Genomic DNA, 19,446 nt, shown 5'->3' on the forward strand with positions numbered 1-19,446 from the left:
GGTAAGCCTTTTTTAGCACTAAATAGACACACATAGGTATCTTATCTAGTTAGATCGCATCTTCGTCTTCTTCGCCCGTTCTGATTCGAACAACACGCTCAACATCGAACATGAAGATTTTACCATCACCGATTTTACCCGTTTGCGCGGTTTCGATAATCGTTTCAATACATTGCTCTGCTACTTCATCGGTCACAACAATTTCTAGTTTCACTTTTGGCAGAAAATCGACCATGTATTCTGCACCACGGTACAATTCGGTATGACCTTTCTGACGTCCAAATCCTTTAACTTCAGAAACAGTCATGCCTGTGATACCCACTTCAGCTAATGCTTCGCGAACATCATCAAGCTTAAAAGGCTTAATAACGGCTTCAATCTTTTTCATTTCTCATCGTCCTTTGCTGAGTATGGGTCTACTTATGAATACAGGTATGTCACGTATAAACCTATTAACGTTAGCGCTATTATCACAGATTCAGCACTGTAATTTAAGAGTTTTCCGTTTGTAGCATCGTATTAGAATCCATCATTCGTAATAATAAAAACACTGCAAAGAGCAACACAATGCTGTTAAGCGTTAATACCGTGATACTCCGAAACTCGGGAGAAATAAGGCTTGGTAAAAATGGAATAATGCTAATACCAAAAAACATTGTGGCTGCAGGAATGAAAAAGTACAGTGGAATAAAGCCCCACATCATACCTCGAAACAATCCCGCAATGGCACAGATGCCTGAAATTAACACTAATACAGCGACAATACTCGGCACGATACCGACTTGATTATAACTAAAGATAACCGTGAATGAGTCTACATACCTGAGTAAACAAGTGGCAACTAATACCGCCAAGACCTTGGCTGCATTGATTATATTTTTATGTTTAAGATCGTCTAGTCCCATATTTCATCCTTGATAAGACCTTGAAAATGCATAAAATTATACATGTACACCCAAGTTACCTTAAGGCGATTGGGTATAATATGATTATACTTATTAGTAACATCTAATAAGTGTGACAGCTCTCAAAGTAAAAGTTCCATTTACTCATTTAAGCCATTAATTCAATCATAACTGCATTATACCAATCTAGACAAGTACCTGATCATTCTTGCTGGTTAAAACTGCTTATAACTACGTTAGAATTTTTATAATTAGAATAACTAGTTACTTCAATTTCTGCCTTGTTATTATCAATTTTTCCTGCGCAATTATCTGACCATTTACTTATCCAGAATGGTATTAGATCAAAAAACTCACTAAATTATGAATATTCAGACAATAAAAAACCGCCACCTAACAAGTGACGGTTTTTAATGCATTGAAATCAAAGCTATTAATTTGGTTTACATCCATTATTCATGGATAGCCAATTTATAGATTAACCAAGATTAACGCGGGCATTACGGAACATGCGCATCCAAGGACTGTTTTCATTCCAGTCATCTGGGTGCCATGAGTTAGCCACAGTACGGAATACACGCTCAGGGTGAGGCATCATAATCGTTACGCGACCATCCGTCGTTGTTAACCCTGTAATACCATTTGGTGAACCGTTCGGGTTCGCAGGGTAGTTCTGAGTAACATTACCGAAGTTATCAAGGTAACGTAACGCAACAGTACCTGATTGCTCAATCGCATTAAGGTGCTCACCGTTACGCACTTCTACACGACCTTCACCATGAGAAACCGCGATTGGCATACGAGAACCAGCCATTTCGTTGAAGAACAACGAGTCACTCTTCTGTACTTCAACTAGGCTGAAACGTGCTTCAAAACGCTCAGATTCGTTACGAACAAAGCGTGGCCACAGATCTGAACCAGGAATAAGCTCACTTAAGTTCGACATCATCTGACAACCGTTACACACACCCAATGAGAATGTATCGTTACGCTTGAAGAATGCTTCAAATTGGTCACGAGCGATGTTGTTAAACAACACTGATTTAGCCCAACCTTCACCAGCACCCAATACGTCACCGTAAGAGAAACCGCCACAAGCAACAAGCCCATTGAACCCTTCTAGCTGAACGTTGCCAGACAAAATATCACTCATATGAACATCTGTTGCTTCAAAACCAGCACGGTCAAAAGCCGCTGCCATTTCAACATGAGAGTTAACACCCTGCTCACGTAGAATGGCCATTTGTGGTTTTGCACCTAAGTTAATTGCCGGTGCATTAACTACTGATGCACCAGTCTTTGGTGCTGCTGTAATAAATGGTGCGGCAATAAATGGTGCGGCTACATCTTCATTAATGTCGAAGGTTAACTGAGCGCTTAGGCCTGGGTCACTGTTATCTTTCTTCGCTTCAAATTCTTGCAAGGCACCCGCTGGGTTATCACGCATCGCTTGCATCTGGTAAGTCGTTTCAGCCCAGACAGTACGAAGGTCAGTACGGCTTTGCTCAAGAACGCGCTCGTTGCCATTCCAGATACGAACCACATCTTCATCTACTACGGTACCAATAACATGGCTGCATGCTGTTAAGCCATGTTCGGCAAGTACTGATTTCACCGTATCGAGGTCTTCAGTACGAACTTGAAGTACAGCACCTAGCTCTTCATTGAATAGCATTGCCAGTACATCGTCACATGCATCGCTTTCAGACGTATTAATGTCAACTTCAACACCGGTGTGACCCGCAAATGCCATTTCAGCCAGTGTCACATATAAACCACCATCACCACGGTCATGGTAAGCCAGTACTTTTTCATCACGTACTAGTGCTTGAACAGCGTAGAAGAAGCCTTTGAGTAATTCAGGGCTATCAACATCAGCAGGCTTATCACCCAGTTGCTTGTAAACCTGTGCCAGTGCCGTAGCACCAAGACGATTTTGACCACAACCTAGATCAATCAAGATTAAGCTTGATTCACCTTTATCAGTGCGTAGTTGAGGCGTTACTGTTTTACGGACATCTTCAACACGACCAAACGCGGTAATCACCAATGATAGCGGAGAAGTCACTTCTTTCTGCTCGCCATCTTGCTCCCACTTGGTCTTCATCGACATCGAATCTTTACCAACTGGAATCGTTAAGCCAAGAGCAGGACACAACTCTTCACCTACCGCTTTAACTGCTTCGTATAAACCCGCATCTTCACCAGGGTGACCCGCTGGAGACATCCAGTTTGCCGATAGGTTAATACGCTTCATATCGCCAATGTCAGCACTTGCGATATTAGTAATCGCTTCGCCAACAGCTAAACGAGCAGATGCGCCAAAATCAAGCAGTGCAACCGGTGTACGTTCACCCATCGACATTGCTTCGCCGTGATAAGTATCATAACTCGCCGCTGTAACGGCACAGTTAGCAACAGGGACCTGCCATGGGCCGACCATCTGATCACGTGCAACTAAACCTGTTACGCTGCGATCACCAATCGTGATAAGGAATGTTTTCTCAGCAACAGCGGGTAAACGTAATACACGTTGTGTTGCCGCTTCTAATTCGATGCCACTTCGGTCAATTGGCTGACCTTCGACTTTCAGTGTTTTCGCGTCACGATGCATTTTTGGTGCTTTACCTAATAAAATATCCATAGGCATATCGATTGGCGTATTGTTAAAATGTTCATCTTCAAGTGTTAGGTGACGCTCTTCTGTGGCTTCACCAACAACGGCAAACGGTGCGCGTTCACGTTTACAAATGGCTTCAAATACGGCCATATTTTCTGGCGCTACGGCCATTACATAACGTTCTTGCGATTCGTTACACCAAATCTCTAGCGGGCTCATACCCGGTTCATCATTTGGCACGTTACGTAGCTGGAATTTACCGCCACGTTCACCATCATCGACAAGCTCTGGTAAGGCGTTTGAAATACCACCAGCACCTACATCGTGAATAAATGCGATTGGGTTAGCATCACCCATCTGCCAACAACCGTCGATCACTTCTTGACAACGACGTTCCATTTCTGGGTTTTCACGTTGTACTGATGCAAAATCTAAATCTTCTGCTGATTGGCCTGATGCCATTGATGAAGCAGCACCGCCACCCAAACCAATGTTCATTGCAGGGCCACCAAGTACAATTAGTTTGGCACCAACTGGGATTTCTTTTTTCTGAACGTGATCAGCACGAATATTACCCATACCACCAGCAATCATGATTGGCTTATGGTAACCGCGAATTTCTTCGCCATTGTGCGACGTCACTTTTTCTTCGTATGTACGGAAGTAACCTAATAGGTTAGGACGACCAAATTCATTGTTGAATGCCGCACCACCGAGTGGACCTTCCAGCATAATATCTAATGCAGTTACGATACGGCCCGGCTTACCGAAATCTGTTTCCCAAGGCTGTTCAAAACCGGGCACTCGTAAGTTAGATACAGTAAAACCAACCAAACCAGCTTTTGGTTTACCTCCAAGACCTGTTGCGCCTTCATCTCGAATTTCACCACCAGAACCGGTAGATGCACCAGGCCATGGTGAAATGGCCGTTGGGTGGTTATGTGTTTCTACCTTCATCAGGATATGGGCCGCTTCCTGATGGTAGTTATATTGGCGAGATTCAGGGTTAGGGAAAAAGCGTCCGACTTCTGAACCTTCCATCACTGCGGCATTATCTTTATATGCCGACAGAACGTGCTCATGATTTTTTTCGTAGGTATTCTTAATCATCTTGAACAATGACTTTTCTTGCTCGACACCGTCGATAGTCCAGTCAGCATTAAAGATTTTATGACGACAGTGCTCAGAGTTCGCTTGAGCAAACATCATTAATTCAATATCGTTAGGATTGCGTCCTAACATAGTGAAATTTTCGACTAAGTAGTCAATTTCATCTTCAGCTAATGCTAAGCCCAATTTTATGTTGGCATCTTCTAGCGCCTTGCGACCACCCACCAAGATATCAACACTTTGAACGGGTGCTGGCTCTGCTTGGGTAAATAATGCGGTTGCAGAATCGACATCCGTAAAGACAACTTCCATCATACGATCATGGATCAGAGCTTTTAAGTCTATAAGTTGTGCATTCGTAAGATCTGCGGTGACTTCTACGTAGTAAGCCGTACCACGCTCTAAGCGTTTAACGTTACCTAACGCACAGTTCTGCGCAATATCGGTAGACTTAGAAGACCATGGAGAGATAGTACCAGGACGAGGAGTAACAAGGAGCATAGTGCCAGTAGGCTCATGCTCTGCGATCGTCGGACCATATGTAAGCAGGCTCGCAAGCTTGCTTTGCTCATCTGAATTCAGGGGAGCAGAGACATCAGCAAAGTGCATGAACTCGGCATAAATGCCGGACACAGGTAGATCTAACTCGCGACAACGCTCTAATAGCTTATTAACGCGAAACTCAGATAGTGCGGGTGAACCACGCAAAATTTCCATGTGCGTACTACTCTCGATTAGCTAATTGAATGAAGGTGATATTGGCCTAACACCCAACAAATTTGGGTTTATTACGTCAATGTCACCTTAACCACTTCAGCAACTTTTTAGCGCTTTATAGTGAGTACATGGATTACGATGGAGCACAGTATAAAGGAATTTTTTTTGTGACGTAACTCTTGACGCAACCGTTTGCGCGTTTTTTTTACAACAACTGTAAAAAAAAAGATTTAAACCCGTTTTGAGACACACATTAACGAATTCATACAGAGTTCAAAGCAGAGTCTCTTTGCTGTGATGCCGACCTTTGGTATAAAGAACACCAAATAATAATGATGAGCATGTTTTGTTGAGTAATAATCCGTTAATTACAAAGTTCCGAGAACTCTTGACCGTCGCATTGGTACTCGCATTGCTTTCTGGATGCCAATGGCAAGATGATAACTTGACCGAACTTGAAAAGATCCGTGAAAGCGGTGTTATCCGAGTAGGAACATTAAATAATCAGCTGTCTTATTACATTGGTAATGATGGACCAACTGGGCTTGATTATGAATTAGCTCAGCGCTTTGCCCAAAAGCTGGGGGTTAAACTCGAAATGCAACCCATGTTTACCCTTTCTGGTTTATTCCCTACTCTCGAACGTGGTGGTATTGATGTCGTAGCGGCAGGCCTCACTATATCTAAAGACCGTATCGAAAATTATCACGCAGCCCCTGCTTATTATTATGCTAGCCAGATAGTTGTTTATAAAAATGGACAATGGCGCCCAAGAAAGCCTGCCGATTTAGCCCTAAATAAAGGTACGTTAAGCATTGTAAAAGGCTCTAGCCATGAAAAACGCTTAATCGAACTGAAAGAAATTTACCCTGATTTGACTTGGGAGTCGATTGAAGAAACCGACTCTGATGAGCTACTACGCTTAGTGGCGAAAGGGGAACTTGATTTTACGATTGCCGATTCAGTGGATGTTGCGCTAAGTCAGCGTATTCACCCCGATATCGCGATCGCAATGGAACTGACCGAAGATGAACCGATTGCATGGTTTGTCAACAAATCAACGGATGATAGCCTGTACGCACTGCTCATTGAGTTTTTTGGTGAAATCAAACAAAGTGGTGAATTGGCTCAATTAGAAGAAAAATATTTTGGTCATGTTGGCAGTTTTGATTATGTCGATACACGTGCATTTTTACGGGCGATTGAAAGTAAACTACCTCGCTGGGAATCACTCTTTAAGAAGTATTCAAATGAGTTTGATTGGCGCTTAATTGCCGCGTTGTCATACCAAGAGTCCCATTGGAATCCACAAGCCGTATCTCCTACGGGTGTGCGCGGTATGATGATGTTAACCTTACCGACAGCCAAATCTGTTGGCGTGAAAAACCGCCTAGACCCAGAGCAAAGTATTCGTGGTGGTGCAGAGTACTTACGCAAAATGATTAGCCGAGTACCCGACAGTATCGAAAGCCATGAAAAAGTATGGTTTGCGCTTGCTTCTTATAATGTTGGCTTTGGTCATATGATGGATGCGCGTCGCCTTACCCACAAGCAAGGCGGTAACCAAGATACCTGGACCGACGTAAAACAACGCTTACCCTTATTACGCCAACGTAAATACTATCAGCAAAGTCGCTATGGTTATGCCCGTGGTGATGAAGCCTTAAATTATGTCGAAAATATTCGCCGCTACTATCAAAGTATTATTGGCTATGAACAAGCACACAGCCACGATTATGATAGCGACGATGTACAAGTTGTGGATGGTTTGCAGACCATTACCTTGCCGCCCGCGCCCCCCAGACAAGCCAACGTAGATGGTTCATTAAACAGTGAAGCAGCAATCAGTAGTGCAGAAAAGACAATAGAAGATCCCGAGCCATCACAATAAACCAGTAACAAGCAATGTGATCAGTCTTCCTGCTCATACAAAAACAGCCCTGTATTACTCATTATCGTAATCAGGGCTGGGTGTTTTATGACCGAAGGGTCAACTGTGCAAAGTTATTGTACTAAGATGGGATCAGGATCGTACGCGATTTTTAATAAGTAGGTAACAATCAAGCCATATGCATCAACTGATGCAATGAGTTCTGTGAACAATTATTTTCACAGTTTTTCAAAAGAGAAATGCTATGAGAATATCCAAACAAAAATCAACGGCGAATAACTTTAAAAAACACATGACATCAGCGGCTACACGCCGAAAGCGTTTGAGTGTGAATATTCGTCGTAAGGTTCTTTGGCGTCAACGCACTTATGTACTTTCAGCAATATTGGCTGATTAAGTCTGCGTAATCCATGTTAGAAAATAAGAAGCCCGGTTCAATTGACCGGGCTTCTTATTTTCTAACTAAAGAATCAAACTAAGCATTACACCGTGTTTAATTACTGATTATCTAACGCAGCTTGGCGCGCTTTCTTTTCAGCTTTCTTTTCTGCACGACGGCGCTTAAAAAAGGCTTGTAGCTGGGCTCGACATTCTTCATCTAATACGCCGGATTGACAATCAACATGGTGGTTCACTTCATCGTAGCTGAGTAAATTCATTACACTGCCCGCGGCACCCGTTTTTAAATCACTCGCACCAAAAATAACTTTACCAATTCGGCTATGCACCATCGCACCAGCACACATGGGACAAGGTTCAAGTGTCACATATAGCGTGGCATCTAATAAACGGTAGTTTTGAACCACCTTTCCAGCTTGACGCAATGCCATCATCTCGGCGTGGGCTGTTGCATCATGTTGACCAATCGAGCGGTTCCATCCTTCACCAACAACCTGACCGTTATATACCACCACAGCACCGACAGGTACTTCACCTTCAGCCTCTGCTTGGCTGGCAAGCTCAATAGCACGGCGCATATATTGTTCATCGTGATTTACGTCGGTGTTATCTGTCACAAGCATTCTCATGTCTACATTTGTTAGGGCGCAAATTATACCCAAACCACTTCAAGATACTAGCCACAGTGATGATAGGTTACCTTTCAGCATGCACTGCATTTTGCTCCATCCACAGCAGTTTCGCGGCTTATTATAAAACCAGCCTCCTTATTGTTACATCTGAGTAAAAGTGATTTGCCATTTGCCCCAATTATCATTCAATCAGAAATAAATATAATATCTCCCATCGAAACAAATGACGAGAAAGCGGTATTTATTCGTCACTATCAGAATTCTCACCTACTGTGTATAAGTGGGAAAACTATCAAAAAAAATAATAGGCCTGATTACTCACGTTGTGATTAACCTACATAGAGAGAACTACAATGTCTGATCAATTTATCAAATCTAAAGCTGCTATCGCATGGGGCCCTAAACAGCCTCTTTCAATTGAAGAAATCGATGTCATGCTACCGCGAGCAGGCGAAGTATTAGTACGTATCGTTGCGACTGGTGTTTGCCACACTGATGCATTCACCCTTTCAGGCGACGATCCTGAAGGTATCTTCCCTGTCGTATTGGGCCATGAAGGTGGCGGTATTGTTGAACAAATTGGTGAAGGCGTAACAAGCGTTCAAGTCGGTGATCACGTTATCCCTCTTTACACAGCAGAATGTGGTGAGTGTAAATTCTGTAAATCGGGCAAAACAAACTTATGCCAAGCGGTACGTGAGACCCAAGGTAAGGGCTTAATGCCAGACGGAACAACTCGCTTCTATAAAGATGGTCAGCCTCTTTTCCATTACATGGGTTGCTCGACGTTCTCTGAATACACAGTATTACCTGAAATTTCACTAGCTAAAGTGAGTAAAGAAGCCCCACTAGAAGAAATCTGTTTACTGGGTTGTGGCGTCACAACGGGTATGGGTGCTGTTCTTAATACCGCAAAAGTAGAGAAAGGCGACACTGTTGCTATCTTCGGTTTAGGCGGTATTGGTTTATCTGCGATTATTGGCGCGAAAATGGCTGGTGCTAGCCGTATTATTGGTGTTGATATCAATGAAACTAAATACGAGCTTGCAACAAAATTAGGCGCAACTGACTGTATAAACCCAACGAAATTCGACAAGCCAATTCAAGACGTTATTGTTGAAATGACAGACGGCGGTGTTGATTACTCGTTCGAGTGTATCGGTAACGTAAACGTAATGCGTTCAGCACTTGAGTGTTGTCACAAAGGTTGGGGAGAATCTGTCATCATCGGCGTTGCGGGTGCAGGGCAAGAGATCTCAACCCGTCCATTCCAACTTGTGACTGGGCGTGTATGGCGTGGCTCTGCATTCGGTGGTGTTAAAGGTCGTTCAGAATTGCCAGAAATTGTTGAGCGTTACATGGCAGGCGAATTCGCACTGGATGATTTCATTACTCATACAATGGGTCTTGAAGGTATCAACGATGCATTTGACCTAATGCACGAAGGTAAGAGTATTCGTAGTGTTATTCACTTCGATAAGTAACCTGTAGATCAAACATAACGGCGATTATAACGCTCGTTCTAATTGAACTATTCAAGCGCTGCTCTGGCAGCGCTTTTTAATATTTACTTAATTTAAGGCTATCCAATGACTTTAGAGAACATCAGCTCAAACAAAAGTTTTGGCGGTTGGAACAAACAATATACTCACCGTTCGACTGCATTAAACTGCAATATGCGTTTTGCCATTTTTTTACCACCGCAAATTGTCAGTGGTGAAAAAGTGCCCGTTCTGTATTGGTTATCAGGCTTAACCTGCACTGATGAAAACTTCATGCACAAAGCAGGCGCACAACGCCTAGCTGCCGAATTAGGTATGGCTATTGTTGCCCCAGATACGAGCCCACGCGGTGACGATGTTACTGATGATGCCGATGGCAGCTATGACTTTGGGTTAGGTGCAGGCTTTTATGTCAATGCCACGCAAGCGCCCTTTAACCGTCATTACCAAATGTATGATTATGTAGTTAACGAACTGCCTGATCTGATTGAAGCAAACTTCCCTGTAACCCAACAACGTGCTATCAGCGGTCACTCTATGGGTGGCCATGGTGCATTAACGATTGCCCTGAAAAACCCAGCGCGCTTTAGTTCGGTATCGGCATTCAGCCCAATAGTGAACCCGATGCAATGCCCATGGGGACAAAAAGCATTCAGTGGCTATCTTGGTAAAGACATCGAACAATGGAAAGCCTACGACGCCACTGAGCTCATGAAACACACTGATGCTCGACTACCTGCGTTAGTTGATCAGGGCGATCAAGACAATTTCATGGTAGAACAATTGAAGCCGGAAGCATTGGTTGCTGTAGCAGAAAGTGTCGGCTACCCATTAGAACTACGCATGCAAGAAGGCTACGACCACAGCTACTTCTTTATTGCGAGCTTTATTGAAGATCACCTTCGCTTCCACGCTAAGCACTTTGCTTAATCGCTTATCGTTACCAGTATTATCTGGATAAAAAAAAGCCTCGCATGCGAGGCTTTTTTTCATTGTAGAGCTTGCAATAACAAGCCAGTTCTAACGCATATAACTGATATTACATGCTGTATGTATATGGTGCTTGAACACCTAGAGGAATACCCAGTGCCCAGTATGCTAGCAAGAAGATAGTCCAACCAATCAACATCGCGATTGAGTAAGGCATCATCATTGACGCAAGCGAACCAATACCAGAACCCTTCACATAACGCTGCATGTAAACAACAACAAGTGGGAAGAATACCATCATAGGTGAAATGATATTAGAAACAGAATCACCCACACGGTAAGCCGCCTGAGTAAGCTCAGGTGAAATACCAACAGCCATTAGCATTGGTACTAAGATTGGACCAATCAATGCCCACTTAGCCGATGCCGAACCCACTAACAAGTTAACAAACGCTGTTAGTAAAATCATACCAACAATTGTCACCTGTCCCGGTAAGTTCATTGCATGAAGCAATTCAGCACCAGAAAGAGCCAGCAATGTACCCAAGTTAGATTGCGTAAATGCAACTAAGAATTGAGCAATAAAGAATGCCATTACCATGAAGCTACCCATGCTGCTCATTGTTGCAGACATAGACTTAATAACGTCATCACTTGATTTAAACGTACCCGCAATTCTACCGTACACCACGCCAGGAATAACGAACAGAATAAAGATTAGCGGTACAATCGACTGCATTAACGGCGCGTTAAATGCTGTGATTTCACCCGCAGGCGAACGAAGCGGTGACGTTTCAGGAATAACAGATGCAACGAGTATCACGATACCAGCAACCATAGCCCAGCCAGCACGAGAGAAAGCTTTACTTTCGATTGCAGTGAAAGAGCCCATATCTGGCGCTTCTTCTGCATCTTCATCGATTGCAGTATTTGCTAAACGTGGTTCAATCACCTTATCTGTTACATACCAACCGATACTCACAACAAGTATTGAAGATAAACCGGTAAATAATAAGTTAGATAATGGGTTTACGATATAAGTGGGATCTAGAATTTGTGCCGCTGACTGTGTAAAGCCGGCTAATAAAGGATCAATCCCTGATGGAATAAAGTTAGCAGAGAAACCGCCCGATACACCCGCAAATGCAGCCGCAATACCCGCAAGAGGGTGACGTCCAGCAGCGTGGAAGATAATACCACCTAGTGGAATAACCAACACGTAACCCGCATCAGCAGCTGTGTGAGAAACGATTGCCACCAAGATTAGCATTGGTGTTAATAATTTCGCAGGCGTGAAATTAAGCATCTTCTTAAGGCCAGTATTGATAAAGCCTGACGCTTCAGCAACACCCACACCCAACATCGCCACTAATACGATGCCTAACGGTGCAAACCCTGTAAAGTTCTTAACCATATTTGCTAAGAAGCTAGCAAATGACTCACCCGTTAATAAATTTTTCACTTCAACAGCTTGACCTGTAACTGGGTGAATGAACCCAAAATCAAACTGAGCAAAAACGGCAGAAAGGATCCAAACGATGATTAATCCCCAGAAAAACAATAATGCGGGATCGGGGATTTTGTTACCTGTTGTTTCTATTGCATTCAAAAAGCGGTTCATTGCACTGCTAGGTGCAGGAGGCATTTGATCTGTTGCTTGCTTACTCATGGGAACTCCATGGAAAATGATGTTGTTATAGATTCGTGACGGTGTATTTACCACTTAATTACAGTGACATATTTATCTTATTCGTCCGTTAATCTGTTTGCTTCACCGTTACGATGAAAGATACCGATAGATTGTAATGAAAAATGATAAATAAAAAGCGGGTTTAACCATGTAATAACAAAAGTCAGCAATAGTATATTGTAAATAAATATTAATACGAAACATATACCTAACAAACCAAGCACACTTTGTATCTGTAAACTCAACACCGAATATCATGTGTTACTACATCTAAATAATATAAATAGTGTAGCTGAAAACAAAAAAGCACCCGAAGGTGCCTTTTCTTATATTCATTCTGATTTTCAGTATCTCGTGTTACTTTTTTCGATAAAAGTTCATTTCACAACGCTTAATACATTGCCGTATTAAATGAAACTAAAACGAAAATTATTCCCACTCGATAGTCGCCGGTGGCTTACCAGAAATATCGTAAACAACACGTGAAATGCCATCAACTTCGTTAATGATACGGTTAGAAACCTTACCTAAGAAATCGTATGGAAGATGTGCCCAATGCGCAGTCATGAAATCAATCGTTTCAACAGCACGCAGTGATACAACCCAATCATATTTACGGCCATCACCCATTACGCCAACCGAGCGTACTGGTAGAAATACCGTAAATGCTTGAGACACTTTGTTATAAAGATCTGCATTGTGTAGCTCTTCAATGAAGATAGCATCTGCACGACGTAGTAAGTCACAGTACTCTCTCTTCACTTCACCGAGTACACGTACACCTAGACCTGGTCCAGGAAACGGGTGGCGGTAAAGCATGTTATACGGAAGACCTAGCTCTAAACCAATCTTACGTACTTCATCTTTAAACAATTCACGTAGAGGCTCAACTAATCCCATTTCCATATCATCTGGCAGACCGCCAACGTTATGGTGAGATTTAATCACATGCGCTTTACCATTTTTAGAGGCAGCAGACTCGATAACGTCAGGGTAAATAGTACCTTGAGCCAACCACTTAGCATTTTCCAGTTTCTTCGATTCTTCATCGAATACATCGATAAATACGTGACCGATAATCTTACGCTTCGCTTCAGGATCGTTCTCTCCTGCCAATGCGTTTAAGAAACGATCTTCAGCTTTAACATGTACGATGTTCAAACCAAAATGGTCACCGAACATATCCATCACTTGCTCACCTTCATTCAGGCGCAACAAGCCATTATCAACAAACACACACGTTAGTTTGTCGCCGATAGCACGGTGAAGCAGCATAGCCACAACAGATGAATCTACACCGCCAGATAAGCCTAAGATAACTTCATCATCACCCACTTGCTCTTTGATGTTAGCAATGGCGTCTTCGATGATGTTTGCTGATGTCCAAAGGTTCTCACAGCCACAGATATTAAGAACGAAGTTCTCGATAATACGCATGCCCTGGCGGGTATGGGTCACTTCCGGGTGGAACTGCACACCGTAGAAATGCTTCTCTTCGTTGGCAATTGCCGCAAACGGGCAAGTATCAGTTTGGGCAACCTTAACAAAATCAGACGGGATTTCGACCACTTTATCACCGTGGCTCATCCATACATCCAGCAACCCATTACCATCTTCGGCTACTGCATCTTCAATATTTTTAAAGAATGATGTTGGTTCAACAATTTCGACTTGCGCGTAACCAAATTCACGCATTGAAGAACCGGCAACTTTACCGCCAAGCTGCTCGGCCATGGTTTGCATGCCGTAACACACACCAAACACAGGTACACCCGCTTCAAACACATATTGTGGTGCGCGAGGTGATTCATCTCCGGTTACGCTCTCCGGCCCACCAGAAAGGATGATACCGTTCGGGTTGAAGTCACGAATATCGGCTTCATCAACGTCCCAGCTCCAAAGCTCACAATAAACACCGATTTCACGGATACGACGTGCGATTAGCTGAGTATATTGAGAACCAAAATCCAGAATAAGGATACGCTGGTCATGAATATTAGTAGATGTAGTCATTATCGAGAAGTCTCAAAAATAATTGAAAATAGTGGGGGCTAAAAACGCCCCTGATGTTATACAAATTTTCCGCTTAGGCAAACGTTTTCGTCATGATTGAATAATCAATGAACGAATACGCTAAAAACACATTTAAGCCATGCGGTAATTTGGTGCTTCTTTGGTAATTGTTACATCGTGCACGTGTGATTCTTTGATACCAGCACCAGAGATACGAACAAACTCAGTTTTAGTGCGTAAGTCGTCAATCGTAGCTGAACCTGTAAGGCCCATGCTTGAACGAAGTCCGCCCATTTGCTGGTGTATGATTTCTTTAATGTGACCTTTGTAAGCAACACGACCTTCGATTCCTTCTGGAACCAATTTGTCTGCTGCATTATCAGTCTGGAAATATCGGTCTGAAGAACCTTGAGACATCGCGCCAAGCGATCCCATACCGCGGTAAGATTTGTAAGCTCGACCTTGGTATAGTTCCACTTCACCCGGTGCTTCTTCAGTACCAGCGAACATTGAACCAACCATGACACATGATGCGCCAGCAGCAATTGCTTTACACATATCGCCAGAATAGCGAATACCGCCATCGGCAATAACTGGGATACCAAACTCAGACGCTGCATCAACGGCATCAGAAATAGCGGTTAACTGAGGAACACCCACACCTGTCACAATACGCGTTGTACAGATTGAGCCAGGGCCGATGCCGACTTTAACAGCATCTACACCTGCATCGATTAGGGCACGAGCACCTGCAGCAGTTGCAACGTTACCACCAATGATTTGTAGTTCAGGGAAAGCTTCACGGGTTTCACGAATACGTTGTAAAACGCCTTCAGAGTGACCGTGAGATGAATCGATAAGAAGAACATCAACACCCGCTTCCGCTAATGCTTTAACGCGCTCTTCGTTACCAGCACCAGCGCCTACAGCAGCACCAACACGTAGACGACCACGCTCATCTTTACATGCGTTCGGTTTGCGTTCTGCTTTTTGGAAATCTTTTGCAGTGATCATGCCTTTCAGTTGGAAGTCATCATTAACCAGTAGCACTTTCTCTACACGGTATTCTTGCATGATAGCTTCAACGTCTTCACGAGAGGCACCTTCTTTTGCTGCCGCCAATTTTGTTTTTGGCGTCATCACATCTTCAACTTTCATCGAAAGGTCAGTGACAAAACGTACGTCACGGCCAGTAATAATACCAACGAGTTCGTTGTTATCAGACACTACCGGATAACCAGCAAAACCATTTTCAAGGGTAAGTTGTTTTACATCTGCAATCGTTGCAGTTGGCTTCACTGTTACTGGCTCAGACACAACACCTGCTTCGAACTTTTTAACCATGCGAACTTGGTTCGCTTGTTGTTCGATAGACATGTTTTTGTGAATGAAGCCAATGCCACCTTCTTGAGCTAACGCGATCGCAAAACGACCTTCAGTTACTGTGTCCATTGCAGCAGAAACCATAGGAATGTTTAGCGAAATCTTTTTCGTTAACTGGGTGCGCAGATCGGCAGTGTTAGGGAGAACCGTAGAGTGTGCTGGAACCAGCAAAACATCATCAAAAGTTAAAGCTTCTTGTTTGATACGTAACATTGCAATATCTCACACCGTGTTAGGGGTTAAAGGAGGATAAAATATTGCGAACAAATTATACGTATGAAGCAATCGTTTGGCTACTAAAAAATTAAAAAAAATAATTGACACTTTTATCTTGATACGTAATATATTTCGGTTAAGTTTCCGGTGTTGCGGTCAATCGTGTATACCCAAGATCTGTCTATAGATCTGCCTGTACACTTTCATTCACTTCCTGCGCACCACTTTGTCTTTCGACAGTAGGTATTTCACTTCGTGACTCTATTCACTCAGACGCAATCTAACGATCGTATATTTACCGTTTCTAGCCTTAATGCTGAAGTGCGCTTATTGCTTGAAAATGAGATGGGCATTGTGTGGCTCGTCGGTGAGCTATCTAATTTATCGATGCCTGTTTCGGGTCATTGGTATTTCACCCTCAAAGATTCGCGTGCTCAAGTGAAATGTGCCATGTTTCGGGGCAACAATCGCCGCGTTACATTTAAGCCAGCCAACGGCACACAAGTTCTGGTAAAAGCACGTTTATCATTGTACGAACCACGTGGTGATTACCAGCTCATTATCGAAAGCATGCAGCCTGAAGGCGATGGTCGATTACAGCAGCAATTTGAACAACTTAAAATGTCGCTGGCGGCGGAAGGGTTATTTGCTCAAGCATTGAAAAAACCGCTACCCGAGCAACCTAAAAGAGTTGGTATTATCACCTCTAAAACAGGGGCCGCGTTGCATGATATTTTAACTGTTTTACACCGTCGCGATCCCAGCTTACCTGTCGTTATTTATCCCACGATGGTGCAAGGTGATGGCTCTGCTATTTCGATTGCTCAAGCCATTGGTCGGGCTAATGCACGCCAAGAATGTGATGTCTTGATCGTAGGTCGTGGGGGTGGTTCGCTAGAAGATTTATGGGCATTTAACGAAGAGATCGTAGCGCGTACAATTGCCGCCAGTCAGATTCCAATAGTGAGTGCTGTCGGTCATGAAGTTGATGTGACCATTGCCGATTTTGTGGCTGATATGCGCGCACCTACCCCATCAGCTGCTGCTGAATTAGTGAGTCGTGATATCACTCACCAAACACAAAAAATACAACAAAAAAACCAACAGCTTAAAAACGCCATTCGCACTTATCTATCTAAACGTGAAGCGAAAACAGTTCAACTAACCCATCGCTTAGAACGCCAACATCCTCAATTACGTCTTAATCAACAGCAACAGCACCTTGATGATATTTCTAGCCGATTAGAGCTCGCGATGGGTCGATTACTATCAAGTCATCATCAGCATGTAGAGCGTATAAACTACAAACTATCACTGCACTCACCAGTGCAAACGATTAAAGATAATCAAACTACATTAGACCAAAGAAAACGCCGTTTACTCGATGCTATGGATCACCGTTTATTAAATGCGAATCACAAGTTAGCACTGGCGGCTGAAAAATTAGAAACAGTAAGCCCATTAGCAACACTCAGCCGTGGCTATTCAATAACCCGAGACGCTAAAGGTAAAGTGGTTCGCCATATTGACCAAGTGAAACCCGGCGATAAATTAGTAACGAAAGTGACTGATGGAGAAATACATTCAACAGTGAGTGAGTCACTTCTTTCTTAAATCAAGCTAGAGTAGATGTAAATGGGTGTGAGTTTAGATAGGTATCAATGCTTACATTTAATGAAAAACGCCGCAAGATGCGGCGTTCTATACACTCGGTTTTCACACGGTGAATAGATAATTATTACACAGATTCAAAGCGTATTGTGATTCGCGATTTTGACTTTAATTCATTGCAAAAATTACAAAAATAACTGGCTGAACCGCACGCTTGAAGCTTTTCCATTTCATGTTCACAGTCAGGGCAAAAAACATGCTTTTTGACTGTGTGTTGGCAAAAATCACAATAATACCCGTCGTCTTTCCAGCTCAATTCGCTCTGACAATCGGGGCAAACATTATCACTCATAACCTTCCCTTTCTTTCAAATTATCTACCTGCATGATGAGTGATCATATAATCAAGCACAAACAAAATTATTAAGTCTAGATCGATCCTTTGATCCAACTCATAAGCAGACTTTATCTTGAGCATGATCACATTATTGCGATATTGTCTATCTGTCCATCACATTCCGCTTAATGACCTAAAGGTAAGCTTGCTATGTCGACCAACAAAATCAGCTCAGCGTTTCCTGATAACTTTTTATGGGGAGCTGCATCTGCCGCCTATCAAGTGGAAGGAGCCCATAACGTAGATGGTAAAGAGCCTTCCATTTGGGCTTAATGTAATGCAATTTATTTGCTCAGTTCTTTCACTAAATAGCAACAGGTTTAATTTATCTCAATGAATGCAGTCGAGAATAGCTTGCGGTATTTCCGAGAGTGACAAGCTGCGTTCAACCGCGCCGCACTTAACCGCTTCTTTGGGCATGCCGTAGACCACACAACTGGCTTCATCTTGCGCCAGAGTAACGGCTCCTGCCCGTCGCATCTCCAGCATTCCTTTGACGCCATCATCCCCCATGCCAGTCATGATGATCCCCAGCGCATTCCCACTTGCCGATTGAGCTACCGAGCGAAATAACACATCTACAGAAGGACGGTGACGACTCACTAAAGGGCCATCAATAACTTCGACATAATATTGAGCACCACTACGCTTTAACAGCATGTGTTTGCCCCCAGGCGCAATCAAAGCCTGGCCAGGAAGCACGCGCATTTTATGCTTAGCTTCTTTTACGCTGATCTCGCAAAGGCTGTCGAGTCGCTCGGCAAAGGCGGCAGTGAATTTCTCCGGCATATGCTGCACTATCACGATCCCCGGTGAAACTCGCGGCAGCGCCTTCAACACCACCTCTAACGCCTGAGTGCCGCCAGTAGACGTACCTATTGCCACAAGCTGTTCTGTGGTTTTAAGCCGCGATGTCTTGCCCTCCGCCAACACAGCGTCGGCACTGAGTTTTGGAGTGACTTTCAGATTGGATGCCATCGCGCGCTGAAGCGGCTTCAGGTTTGCACGGCTGGCAGCTTTAACAGCATTTATCAATACTTTGGCTGAGTCATGCAGGAAACCTTTCAGGCCTACCTTGGGTTTAGTAATGATTTCAACCGCACCGGCCGAAATTGCCTGCATCGTGGTATCCGCCCCTTTTTCGGTCAATGTGGAGCAGATCACCACTGGCGTTGGCCGCTCAGCCATGATCTTTTTAAGAAATGAAATCCCGTCCATACGGGGCATCTCAATATCGAGTACGATCACATCAGGCCACTGCATTCGCATTCGTGTCATCGCAAACAGGGGATCAGCGACAGCGCCGCAGACTTCAATCTCACTGTCACTCTTCAATACTGAAGAAACCACCTGACGCACAACGGCTGAGTCATCAACGACCATTACCTTGATTTTTTTTCTTTCCATATGACCCACCTAAAAGAACTCTCC

The 19,446-nt window shown here is 43.5% G+C and carries 15 protein-coding genes; 6 read left to right on the forward strand and 9 right to left on the reverse strand.

Annotated features, from left to right (window positions below; translation table 11 throughout):
• Positions 1–49: 49 nt before the first annotated feature.
• The 3 genes from glnB to purL all read right to left on the reverse strand — a co-directional run bounded on the left by glnB (position 50) and on the right by purL (position 5,352).
• A complete protein-coding gene (gene glnB / locus C9J12_RS14700; protein ID WP_006230835.1) occupies positions 50–388 on the reverse strand; it encodes a nitrogen regulatory protein P-II in 339 nt (112 codons plus the stop codon).
• Between the two features lie 103 nt (positions 389–491).
• On the reverse strand, positions 492–905 hold the full coding sequence (locus C9J12_RS14705; RefSeq protein ID WP_107243404.1) for a hypothetical protein: 414 nt from the start codon (positions 903–905) through the stop codon (positions 492–494).
• Positions 906–1,383: 478 nt separating this feature from the next.
• The gene (gene purL, locus C9J12_RS14710; protein WP_107243405.1) at positions 1,384–5,352 is read right to left on the reverse strand and encodes a phosphoribosylformylglycinamidine synthase; all 3,969 of its coding nucleotides are present in this window, start codon (positions 5,350–5,352) and stop codon (positions 1,384–1,386) included.
• Between the two features lie 346 nt (positions 5,353–5,698).
• Between purL and mltF the strand changes: the two genes are divergently transcribed.
• Both mltF and C9J12_RS30710 read left to right on the forward strand, forming a co-directional pair.
• The gene (mltF, locus tag C9J12_RS14715) at positions 5,699–7,243 is read left to right on the forward strand and encodes a membrane-bound lytic murein transglycosylase MltF (protein ID WP_107243406.1); all 1,545 of its coding nucleotides are present in this window, start codon (positions 5,699–5,701) and stop codon (positions 7,241–7,243) included.
• A gap of 244 nt (positions 7,244–7,487) precedes the next feature.
• Positions 7,488–7,640 carry a hypothetical protein gene (locus C9J12_RS30710; protein WP_157134282.1) on the forward strand — a complete coding sequence of 51 codons (153 nt, stop codon included), beginning with the start codon at positions 7,488–7,490 and terminating at the stop codon, positions 7,638–7,640.
• 100 nt (positions 7,641–7,740) lie between these two features.
• On the opposite strand, the gene tadA is transcribed toward C9J12_RS30710, so the two are convergent.
• Positions 7,741–8,265 (reverse strand): tRNA adenosine(34) deaminase TadA, encoded by a 525-nt coding sequence (gene tadA / locus C9J12_RS14720; protein ID WP_227876370.1) that lies wholly within the window; start codon positions 8,263–8,265, stop codon positions 7,741–7,743.
• A gap of 362 nt (positions 8,266–8,627) precedes the next feature.
• On the opposite strand from tadA, the gene C9J12_RS14725 reads away from it, so the two are divergent.
• Positions 8,628–9,758 (forward strand): S-(hydroxymethyl)glutathione dehydrogenase/class III alcohol dehydrogenase, encoded by a 1,131-nt coding sequence (locus C9J12_RS14725; protein ID WP_107243408.1) that lies wholly within the window; start codon positions 8,628–8,630, stop codon positions 9,756–9,758.
• A gap of 105 nt (positions 9,759–9,863) precedes the next feature.
• Positions 9,864–10,706 carry an S-formylglutathione hydrolase gene (gene fghA, locus C9J12_RS14730; RefSeq protein ID WP_107243409.1) on the forward strand — a complete coding sequence of 281 codons (843 nt, stop codon included), beginning with the start codon at positions 9,864–9,866 and terminating at the stop codon, positions 10,704–10,706.
• Between the two features lie 109 nt (positions 10,707–10,815).
• On the opposite strand, the gene C9J12_RS14735 is transcribed toward fghA, so the two are convergent.
• The 3 genes from C9J12_RS14735 to guaB form a co-directional block, all read right to left on the reverse strand.
• Positions 10,816–12,375 (reverse strand): AbgT family transporter, encoded by a 1,560-nt coding sequence (locus C9J12_RS14735; protein WP_107243410.1) that lies wholly within the window; start codon positions 12,373–12,375, stop codon positions 10,816–10,818.
• Positions 12,376–12,825: 450 nt separating this feature from the next.
• Positions 12,826–14,409, reverse strand: coding sequence for a glutamine-hydrolyzing GMP synthase (gene guaA, locus C9J12_RS14740; protein WP_107243411.1), 1,584 nt, complete (start codon positions 14,407–14,409; stop codon positions 12,826–12,828).
• A 132-nt stretch (positions 14,410–14,541) separates the two neighbouring features.
• Entirely contained in the window at positions 14,542–16,005 is a 1,464-nt protein-coding gene (gene guaB / locus C9J12_RS14745; RefSeq protein ID WP_107243412.1) for an IMP dehydrogenase, read from the reverse strand.
• Positions 16,006–16,263: 258 nt separating this feature from the next.
• On the opposite strand from guaB, the gene xseA reads away from it, so the two are divergent.
• Positions 16,264–17,622: an exodeoxyribonuclease VII large subunit gene (gene xseA, locus C9J12_RS14750; RefSeq protein ID WP_107243413.1), complete on the forward strand. Its 1,359-nt coding sequence runs from the start codon at positions 16,264–16,266 to the stop codon at positions 17,620–17,622.
• 124 nt (positions 17,623–17,746) lie between these two features.
• On the opposite strand, the gene C9J12_RS14755 is transcribed toward xseA, so the two are convergent.
• The gene (locus tag C9J12_RS14755) at positions 17,747–17,971 is read right to left on the reverse strand and encodes a zinc ribbon domain-containing protein (protein ID WP_107243414.1); all 225 of its coding nucleotides are present in this window, start codon (positions 17,969–17,971) and stop codon (positions 17,747–17,749) included.
• 194 nt (positions 17,972–18,165) lie between these two features.
• Here C9J12_RS14755 and C9J12_RS14760 point away from each other — a divergent pair, with 194 nt between their 5' ends.
• Complete coding sequence (locus C9J12_RS14760) at positions 18,166–18,288, forward strand: family 1 glycosylhydrolase (protein ID WP_322348879.1); 123 nt, start codon at positions 18,166–18,168, stop codon at positions 18,286–18,288.
• Positions 18,289–18,345: 57 nt separating this feature from the next.
• Here C9J12_RS14760 and C9J12_RS14765 read toward each other — a convergent pair whose 3' ends face one another.
• The gene (locus C9J12_RS14765) at positions 18,346–19,422 is read right to left on the reverse strand and encodes a protein-glutamate methylesterase/protein-glutamine glutaminase (protein ID WP_107243415.1); all 1,077 of its coding nucleotides are present in this window, start codon (positions 19,420–19,422) and stop codon (positions 18,346–18,348) included.
• Positions 19,423–19,446 lie beyond the last annotated feature (24 nt).

The sequence above is a fragment of the Photobacterium frigidiphilum genome, assembly GCF_003025615.1.
Taxonomy (GTDB): domain Bacteria; phylum Pseudomonadota; class Gammaproteobacteria; order Enterobacterales; family Vibrionaceae; genus Photobacterium; species Photobacterium frigidiphilum.